The 8,460-nt window shown below is 63.2% G+C and carries 10 protein-coding genes and 2 tRNA genes; 7 read left to right on the forward strand and 5 right to left on the reverse strand.

Annotated features, from left to right (window positions below; translation table 11 throughout):
- Both WAN71_RS21450 and WAN71_RS21455 read right to left on the reverse strand, forming a co-directional pair.
- On the reverse strand, window positions 1-329 hold a 329-nt coding region (locus WAN71_RS21450; protein ID WP_422227257.1), incomplete at its 3' end, for an FAD-dependent oxidoreductase.
- Window positions 330-422: 93 nt separating this feature from the next.
- Window positions 423-623 carry a ferredoxin gene (locus WAN71_RS21455; RefSeq protein WP_422227258.1) on the reverse strand — a complete coding sequence of 67 codons (201 nt, stop codon included), beginning with the start codon at window positions 621-623 and terminating at the stop codon, window positions 423-425.
- 118 nt (window positions 624-741) lie between these two features.
- Here WAN71_RS21455 and cynS point away from each other — a divergent pair, with 118 nt between their 5' ends.
- The 4 genes from cynS (at window position 742) to WAN71_RS21475 (ending at window position 5,564) form a co-directional block, all read left to right on the forward strand.
- Window positions 742-1,209, forward strand: coding sequence for a cyanase (gene cynS, locus WAN71_RS21460; protein ID WP_422227259.1), 468 nt, complete (start codon window positions 742-744; stop codon window positions 1,207-1,209).
- Window positions 1,210-1,431: 222 nt separating this feature from the next.
- Complete coding sequence (kdpA, locus tag WAN71_RS21465; RefSeq protein WP_422227260.1) at window positions 1,432-3,102, forward strand: potassium-transporting ATPase subunit KdpA; 1,671 nt, start codon at window positions 1,432-1,434, stop codon at window positions 3,100-3,102.
- Window positions 3,103-4,506 carry a DUF2254 domain-containing protein gene (locus WAN71_RS21470; RefSeq protein ID WP_422227261.1) on the forward strand — a complete coding sequence of 468 codons (1,404 nt, stop codon included), beginning with the start codon at window positions 3,103-3,105 and terminating at the stop codon, window positions 4,504-4,506.
- Window positions 4,507-4,544: 38 nt separating this feature from the next.
- On the forward strand, window positions 4,545-5,564 hold the full coding sequence (locus WAN71_RS21475) for a patatin-like phospholipase family protein (RefSeq protein WP_422227262.1): 1,020 nt from the start codon (window positions 4,545-4,547) through the stop codon (window positions 5,562-5,564).
- A gap of 7 nt (window positions 5,565-5,571) precedes the next feature.
- Here the strand turns inward: WAN71_RS21475 and WAN71_RS21480 are convergent, their stop codons facing one another.
- The 3 genes from WAN71_RS21480 to WAN71_RS21490 all read right to left on the reverse strand — a co-directional run bounded on the left by WAN71_RS21480 (window position 5,572) and on the right by WAN71_RS21490 (window position 7,907).
- A complete protein-coding gene (locus WAN71_RS21480) occupies window positions 5,572-6,267 on the reverse strand; it encodes a crotonase/enoyl-CoA hydratase family protein (RefSeq protein WP_422227263.1) in 696 nt (231 codons plus the stop codon).
- 7 nt (window positions 6,268-6,274) lie between these two features.
- Window positions 6,275-7,126, reverse strand: a complete 852-nt coding sequence (locus WAN71_RS21485; protein ID WP_422227264.1) for a hypothetical protein — start codon at window positions 7,124-7,126, stop codon at window positions 6,275-6,277.
- A gap of 64 nt (window positions 7,127-7,190) precedes the next feature.
- Complete coding sequence (locus WAN71_RS21490) at window positions 7,191-7,907, reverse strand: MBL fold metallo-hydrolase (RefSeq protein ID WP_422227265.1); 717 nt, start codon at window positions 7,905-7,907, stop codon at window positions 7,191-7,193.
- 179 nt (window positions 7,908-8,086) lie between these two features.
- On the opposite strand from WAN71_RS21490, the gene WAN71_RS21495 reads away from it, so the two are divergent.
- From WAN71_RS21495 to rpmG, 3 genes are all read left to right on the forward strand, one after another.
- Window positions 8,087-8,159 (forward strand) — tRNA-Thr (locus tag WAN71_RS21495).
- Between the two features lie 52 nt (window positions 8,160-8,211).
- A tRNA-Met gene (locus tag WAN71_RS21500) sits at window positions 8,212-8,285 on the forward strand.
- 39 nt (window positions 8,286-8,324) lie between these two features.
- Window positions 8,325-8,460 (forward strand): 50S ribosomal protein L33 (rpmG, locus tag WAN71_RS21505; protein WP_422227266.1); only part of this gene is annotated, 136 nt, incomplete at its 3' end.

Genomic DNA, 8,460 nt, shown 5'->3' on the forward strand with positions numbered 1-8,460 from the left:
GCACTGGTGCGCAGGGTATGAACGCCCTCCAGCGCGGCTTCTTGCGCGTTAGGCCATCGCCGGGCCCGCACACCGGTGGCGATCAGCAGCCGATCGCCCGGAACTTCATTGCCGTCGGCCAGTCGGACCAGCCGGTTGGCGCGGTCCAGGGCGGTCGCCGCCACACCGAGTCGCCACTCGGCATCCACCTGGCGCAGCCGCGGCAGCTTGGTGTGGTCGGCGGGCACCCAGCCCTTGAGGACCTGTTTGGACAGCGGCGGCCGGTCATAGGGCTCGTCCGGCTCGTCGCCGATGATAACGAGCTGCCCGCGAAAACCCTCTTCCCGCAACGCCTCGGCGGCACGGAGCCCGGTCAGCGAAGCACCGACATGACGATGCGGCCGCTGTCTTTGAAGCCATCCCGGATCATCGGCGCTCGCAGGCTAGTCGTTATCGAGCCGTTCCACGATGATTGCCTGCACCGGGCATGACGCCGCCGCCCGCACTACCGGCAAACGCTGACTGTCGTCCGGGTTGGGGTCGTAGGTGAGAGTCTCTTCGCCGCTGAGCTTGAGCACTTCGGGTGCGAGCGGCACGCACTGCGCATACCCCAGGCAGCGGTTCAGGTCGACGACGATCCGCATAGCGACCTCGATCCTCGTGACTGAAGACCTAATGCTCCGCAGCGTACATCCAGTCGCGATGCCAATCCCGGGATTACGAAAGGCACTGACGGCGAGATGGATTCGCGGATCCGGGTGCATGCTGGTACCTATGACCCGAAACGAGATCACCGAGCAGATCGTCGTCGCCCGGCTGGCTAAGGGCTTGACCTGGCAAGAGTTGGCCGACGCGATCGGCCGGCCGGTGGTGTGGACCACCTCGGCGCTGCTTGGCCAGCACCCGATTCCCGCCGAACTCGCCCATGTGCTTGTCGAATTGTTGGGTCTCGACGAGTCGGTGGTCGCGGTGCTGGCCGCACCGCCCATGCGCGGCGGGCTGCCCACCGCGGTGCCCACCGATCCGACCATCTACCGCTTTTACGAGGCTCTGCAGGTATATGGCGGGGCGATCAAAGAGCTCATCCATGAGCAGTTCGGTGACGGGATTATGAGCGCGATCAATTTCAGCGTCGATTTGCAGAAAAAACCCCATCCGTCGGGCGATCGCGTGGTGGTGACATTCGACGGTAAATTCCTTCCTTACGACTGGGTTGCGGCAGAAACCTGACGTGTCCGCGAGCGAACCTGGCAGCCCGTAAAGAAACCGTCAACAAACAAGCGCCGCGGGCTGTCGGCGCTTAGTTTCTTTTAATACACCGTTGAGAGCCGAGTCGCGTGGTGCTCGCAGCGGATAGGACGGTGCCTATCGATGATTCTGATCGGCTTGGCGCTCGCGGCAGTCTTAGCGGCTTACCCAATCGCCGCCTTGCTTTTTCCGGAGGGGCCGTAATTGAGTAACGCATTCGCGGGCGTCGCGTTCCTTGTTTTGCTCGTCGCAGCGCTGGCGGCGGTGCATGTACCGCTGGGTGACTATATGTACCGCGTCTACACCTCGCCGCGGAACTCCAAAATCGAGAGCGCCATCTACCGCGTTATCGGCGTCGACCCCAAAGCCGAACAGCCGTGGCACGGGTATGCCCGCAGCGTGTTGGCGTTCTCGGCGGTCGGCATTGTGTTCCTGTTCTTTTTCGAACTGCTTCAGGACAAGTTGCCGCTGCACCTGCATGATCCGGCGACCAAGATGACCCCGTCGCTGGCGTGGAACACGGCGGTCAGCTTTGTCACCAACACCAGCTGGCAGTCGTATGCGGGTGAGTCGACGGAGGGCCACCTGGTGCAGATGGCCGGCATTGCCGTGCAAAGCTTCCTCTCCGGTGCGGTGGGCATGGCGGTGGCAATTGCGTTGGTGCGCGGCTTCGCCCGAGAAAAGACTGAAGAGCTGGGCAACTTCTGGGTGGATATGGTCCGTGGCACGTTGCGCATCTTGCTGCCGATCGCGTTCGTCGGCGCGATGGTGCTGCTGGCCGGCGGGGTAATCCAGAATTTCCATCTGCAGGACCAAGTTGTCACCACGTTGAGCGGCGCCCAGCAGACCATCACCGGCGGACCGATCGCCAGCCAGGAGCCCGTCAAGTTGATCACCGGCGACGGCGGTGGGTTCTACAACGCACAATCAGCACATCCGTTTGAGAATCCGAACGGGTGGACGAACTGGGTCGAAATCTTCCTGATGTTCGTGATCCCTTTTACGCTGCCCCGCACCTTCGGGCGGATGGTCGACAGCAAAAAACAGGGCTACGCGATCGCCGCGATCATGGGTGTCCTCGCCGTCATGAGCATGGCCCTCATCCTGATGTTTCAGTTGGGACATCACGGCACCGTGCCCACCGCGACCGGTGCCGCCATGGAGGGCATCGAGCAACGTTTCGGGATCTTCGACTCGGCGATCTTTGCCGACACGGGCACGCTCACCTCCGACGGCGCCATCGACTCGATGCACGACTCCTACACCAGCCTGGGCGGGCTGATGACGATGTTCAACATGCAGATCGGCGAGGTGGCGCCGGGCGGGATCGGCTCGGGCCTTTACGGCCTGCTGCTGCTGGCAGTGATATCGGTGTTCATCGCCGGGCTGATGGTCGGGCGTACACCGGAATACCTCGGCAAGAAGATCAGAGCCCGCGAAATGACTTTGTCGACAAGCTTCATCCTGGCCACTGAGTTGGCGGTGTTGGTTGGCACCGGAATCGCGATGGCGTTCCCGGGCCCACGGGCCAGCATGGCCAACACCGGGCCGCACGGCCTGTCGGAAGTGCTCTACGCATTCACTTCTGCGGGCAACACGAACGGCTCGGCGTTCGCGGGTCTATCGGCAAACACCATGTTCTATAACACCGCCTTGGGCCTGGCGATGCTGCTGGCCAGATACCTGCCGATGATCCTGGTGCTGGCGCTCGCCGGATCGCTGGCCCGCCAAGGCCATACCCCGGCATCGATCGGCACCCTGCCCACCCATCGGCCGCAATTCGTCGGTCTGGTCGCGGCGGTGACGGTTATCCTGTGTGCACTGACATTTTTGCCGGCCTTAGCACTGGGGCCGCTTGCCGAAGGTATCCACTAGATGCGTGGTCCCTACTTCGAGGCCGATTGGCGGCGGGAGCAGCTGCGGACCAACCTGTGGCTCGTCCCGGTGTTGGAAACGGTTGCGGTAGTCCTGCTGTTCGCCCTCACCTACACGGTCGACCGGGCAGCCTATGACGGAATCATCACGCTGCCGTCGTGGGTGCTGAACGGCAGCGCCGATTCGGCTCGAGCCGTGTTAGCCACCATCGCCGCGGCGATCATCACCGTGGTCGGCATCGTTTTCTCGATCACCATCGTGGCCCTGACGCTGGCATCGACGCAGTTCGGCCCGCGGATGCTGCGAAACTTCGTGCGGGACCCGGGAACTCAAGTTGCACTGGGAACATTCGTCGCATCGTTTGTCTACGCGACGATCGGCCTGGTTTCGGTGGGCGGTGGCCCGCATGGGGATTTCGTTCCGCATCTGTCGATAACGGTGACGTTCTTCCTGACGTTGGTTGACGTCGCTGTGTTGATCTTCTTCCTCAATCACATCGCCTCGATGATTCAGCTTCCGGTGGTGATCGCGCGCATCGCCGGAACACTGGCCGTGGAGATCGCCGCCCTCGATCGCGGTGAATCGTACGGTGTCGGCGGCCGGCGCGGCCCGTCGCACGAGGAGTTGCTGGCGAAGTTGGCCGAGTCGGGCGCCCCGATCCGCACGCCGCACAGTGGCTATCTTCAGGTCATCCGCCATGATGTGTTGGTGAAAATCGCTACCAAGGCCGATGCGGTGGTCCAATTGCCCTACCGCCCCGGGCATTTCCTGGTTGCCGGCCAGGTGATGGCCAGGGTGTGGCCGCCCGAGGCTGCCCCAGCTGTCGCCGAGCGTCTCGCGCTGGGCCACGTTACAGGTGCGTATCGAACGCTGCCGCAGGATATTTCGTTTGGCTTCGATCAATTGGTCGAGATCGCTTTGCGTGCGCTGTCACCCGCGGTCAACGACACGTTCACCGGAATGACCTGTATCGACTGGATCGCCGACTGCCTGTGCCGGATCTCCACCTCCTGGCGTCCGCAACGGATCCGGCGCGACGCAGAGGGAAATATCCGCGTCATCGCGTTCGTCGCCGATTTCAATCGACTTGTCGAGCGCACCTTCGACACCATCCGCCAGGCCGCAAGCGGCATGCCCGCCATCATGATTCGCCAACTCGAGGCCTTGGCCAAGGTCATCGAACAAACCCCCGACCGGAAACGCCGGACGGTACTGATCCGCGAAGCCGACGCAATCCAAAGATTAAGCCTGGCCACGGTAACCGAGCCCACCGACCGCGACGACGTCACGAAGCGGTACGAGGCCGTCATGGCGCTGATCCACCCCAACGCGCCGCCACCCTCCGCCGACGTCAGACCGATTGACGACGGATACGACTACGGCAAGGCCGCGCCCGCCGTCTGAGCCGCCACTGTCATCGGCAGCGGCTACAGTCGGCGGTCATGACCACCGAACACTCGCCTCCGCTGAAGGCGGACCTTGTCCTTTCCGGTGGCGGCGTCAAAGGCATCGGCCTGGCCGGCGCCGTCGTCGCGCTGATGGAAGCCGGATACGGCATCCAGCGCGTCTCCGGCACATCGGCAGGCTCGATCGTCGGCGCGATATTGGCGGCCGGCGCAGACCAGCTGACCCCCGGGCAGGTCGAGCAGCTCACCATGACGTTGCCCTACCGCAAATTCCTCGACCCGACGCCGCTCACCGGCATCCCGCTGCTCGGCCCCGCCTGGGGTCTACTGAGCGAAACTGGAATCTACAAAGGCGATTTCGCCCACCAGTGGATCCGTTCTGAGCTGGACAACCTAGGTGTGCGCACGTTCGGCGATCTGGCGTTGGACAACGAGAACCTGCCGCCCGAGCAGCGCTACCGGCTGGTGGTCACGGTGTCCGACGTGACCACCGGCCAGCTGGTGCGGCTGCCGTGGGACTATCACCGGCTCTACGGGGTGGACCCCGACGAGCAGGAGGTCGCTGATGCGGTTCGCGCTTCGATGTCGATTCCGTTCTTTTTCCGGGTGGCCAAGCTGACCAGCGCCAGCGGCCTGACCTCGACGCTGGTTGACGGCGGACTGCTGTCGAATTTCCCGATCGACTCATTCGACCGGCGTGATGGCAAACGACCACGATGGCCGACATTCGGTGTCACTTTGTTACCCAATCTTCCGGAGGGCAACGACAAAGTGATTCCGGCTCTGCGACCGGTGAATTGGGTGTTCGGCGGTCCGCCGCTGCTGGAAGAGCTGATCACCACGATGATCGTCGGCCGCGACCAGGCCTACCTCAACCAGCCCTGGGTCAGTGCGCGGGCGATTCGGGTCGACTCGACCGAAGTCAGTTTTCTCGACTTCAAACTCTCTAAGAGACAGATGCAAGCGCTTTACCAGCGTGGCCATGAGGCAGCCGAAGCGTTCTTGTCCACCTGGAACTGGACGGAATACCTCGAGCGCTACCGACGGCCAGCGTGAGCGACGGCTAAACGCCGAATTCCGCTGCCATGCCGTCGATCCCGGCGCGGATGGCAGCCAGCGCATCGGCTCGGGTCCGCAACTTCGTCGCAGCATGCGCCTGCTGCTTGAGGGTGGCGAATTGTCGCGCGGCTTCCTCGGCGCGGCTGAGCACCATATCGGGCAGCACGATTTCGTCGAGCCAGCCGGCAGCGATTGCGGTTTCGCCGAAGAACGTCTTCGCCAGGCCGGAGGCTTGCTGGTAGGCCGAGCGCGTCAGCCGCAGCTTCATCACCTCCAGCGCCGCGTACGGGATCGTCATACCGATCGCGACCTCGTTGGCCTGGATGTTGGAGGCGGGCGCCGCCACCCGGTGGTCGCCGCTGGCCAGCAAGAACGCACCCATCGCGATGGCGTGCCCGGTGCAGGCCATCACCACCGGCTTGGGATAGGACAACAGCCGATAGGAGAGCTCGAAGCCGCCCTTGAGCATGTCGATCGCAGGCTGAACATCGCCGGAGGTCAGGACTTTCAGGTCGAACCCACCGCTGAAGACCCGGTCGTTTCCGGCGATCACCAACGCGCCCACGTCGTCACGGTCGGCGTTGTCGAGTGCTCCGTTGAGCGCCTGCTGCATGCTCTGGCCCAGGACGTTGACCTTGCCGTCGTCCATGGTGATGAACGCGACGGAGTCGTCGAGCCGATAGGTGACCGGGTCGCTCATAGCGTCGCTAGACCACTCGCTCGCCGCGGTGCTTGCCCAGCTCGGCTTCGGCGTCGCCCCAACGCAAACTGACGTCGGTCGGCGGCGCGTCGATCTGACGGGTGCGCCACCGGTCCTTGGTTTCCTCCACCGCGCGGTTCATCCGTTCGATCTCGCTGCGGAAGACGTCGGCGCGAGTTTCCTTGGTGGCGTAGTGGAAATAGGTCAGCACGCTGCGAAGAAGTTCCAGCTTCTCTTTTTCCCGCTTGGCCAGGTTGTGGGTCGTCATCAGCTCGATCCGCTGAACCGGCGGCAGCGCGGCCCAGTCCAGCACCACCTTGGTTTCAAACGGACGCCGGCGACGCTGCCAGAACTTCCATCGGCGGGGAGCTTCGACGCGGTCGTAGTAAGTCAGCGTGCCCGGAAAGCGCGACTCGATGGCCTCACCCAGCTCGTTGCGGTCGAGCGCCGAATCCCACACCGTGCGCCACTCCTGGCCGGGCGCCAGAACGGGCAATTGGCTGGGGAGTTGCAGCTCAACGACGTCCGCGTATCCGTCGGTGGCGTTTTCGTATTCGGCGACGGTCGGTGGGTGCGGAAACGTGAACTGCACGTCGTAGGCCGGGGTTTTACCGAAGTTGCGCACCACGAGCTCGATCAGATGCCAATCGGCGGCGTGCGGCTCCATGAACATACCGACGTGTGGCCGGGTCTCTTCGGTGGCCAGCCGACGATTGCGGCGGACCTGTTGATTGGCGTAGATCAGCGCGATTATGCCGAGAATGGCCAGAGCCCAGACGGCCCATGCCAACCAGGTGCCGGACGTCGCGCCCGCCACCTGGTGCCAACGATCTTCGATCCATCCCATCGAAGAATCCATCCCTCCGCTTATATCACAGCGCTTACTGGCGAGAAAATTCGCTGGAGGGCCCTTAAATGCTTATTTAGCCACCCATGAACATTCGCCACTGATCGAGATCGGCGACGCGGTAGACATAGTTGGAACGCTTGACCTCCGACAACGACGCACTGGGTTCGAGTGAGTACCAGTGTCCGGGAAACACCGTCGGATCACCAGCCAGCTGGGCGAGCTTTTGCAGGCTGCGGAACATCTCGTCGGAGTCGCCGCCCGGAAAATCGGTGCGGCCACAACCCTCCAAAAACAACGTGTCACCGGCAACCAGCCGGCCGCCGAGCAGGAAGCATTGGCTGCCCGGTGTGTGACCGGGGGTGTGCAGCAGCTCGATTTCGATGTCGCCGGCGCTGACCTTGTCGCCATGCTCATGCTGGGTGAGGTCGCCCATGCTGATCCCGGTAATACGCGAAACAAACAGCGCCTCTTGGGAATTGACGTGCACGGGGACGCTGACGCGCTCCAGCAGTTCGGCCAGGCCCTTGAGTTCGAAGCCCATTATCGAGCCGCCGACATGGTCAGGATGGTGATGAGTCACCAGCACTCCGGACAGGTGCATGCCGTCGGCTTCCAGCGCGTCGAGCAGATCGCCGGCGGCGTATGCCGGGTCGACCACCAGGCAGTCACCGGTCTGGCGGTCCCCGATCAAGTAGGCGAAGTTGCGCATCTGGGTCGCGAACCCGTCACCCTTGGCGAAGTCGCGGCCGGAGAGCAATTGGCGGAAATACAGCCGGTCGGAATCAGGCACCTGCTCAGCCTATGGCCCGCGGAAGTTCGGGTATCGCCGTGGTGCCCGCGAGTAGCCGTCAAATCCGGCCGACTCGCCCGCGCTCTTCGTCGAATATCCGCTGGGTTTGGTGCCCTCGCAGCCCAGGCTGTACCCTCTTTTAGGCCCGCGGCGCGACTCGACTGGTCGCTACGGGTGCGGCCCCCTTAGCTCAGTCGGTAGAGCGTTTCCATGGTAAGGAAAAGGTCAACGGTTCGATTCCGTTAGGGGGCTCGGCGGACGCCGAGCAGGCAGGCGGCCCAGAACGAAGGCAATGCAGTCGCAAGGCGATGTAGCTCAGTCGGTTAGAGCGAACGACTCATAATCGTTAGGTCGCCGGTTCGAGTCCGGCCATCGCTACAAGACAACAACGAACGAAAACCCGAAAAGAGAACCGACGTGGCCTCTAGTACCGACGTACGGCCCAAGATCACCTTGGCGTGCGAGGTGTGCAAGCACCGCAACTACATCACGAAGAAGAACCGCCGCAACGACCCCGACCGGCTGGAGCTGAAGAAGTTCTGCCCCAACTGCG

This window comes from Mycobacterium sp. (assembly GCF_049280035.1).
In the GTDB taxonomy this organism is placed as follows: domain Bacteria; phylum Actinomycetota; class Actinomycetes; order Mycobacteriales; family Mycobacteriaceae; genus Mycobacterium.

What these genes read in the sequence shown, in the direction of transcription:
- WAN71_RS21455 (WP_422227258.1), bottom strand. Translation starts at nt 623, where the DNA reads ATGCGGATCGTCGTCGACCTGAACCGCTGCCTGGGGTATGCGCAGTGC.
- cynS (WP_422227259.1), top strand. Translation starts at nt 742, where the DNA reads ATGCTGGTACCTATGACCCGAAACGAGATCACCGAGCAGATCGTCGTC.
- WAN71_RS21470 (WP_422227261.1), top strand. Translation starts at nt 3,103, where the DNA reads ATGCGTGGTCCCTACTTCGAGGCCGATTGGCGGCGGGAGCAGCTGCGG.
- WAN71_RS21475 (WP_422227262.1), top strand. Translation starts at nt 4,545, where the DNA reads ATGACCACCGAACACTCGCCTCCGCTGAAGGCGGACCTTGTCCTTTCC.
- WAN71_RS21480 (WP_422227263.1), bottom strand. Translation starts at nt 6,267, where the DNA reads ATGAGCGACCCGGTCACCTATCGGCTCGACGACTCCGTCGCGTTCATC.
- WAN71_RS21485 (WP_422227264.1), bottom strand. Translation starts at nt 7,126, where the DNA reads ATGGATTCTTCGATGGGATGGATCGAAGATCGTTGGCACCAGGTGGCG.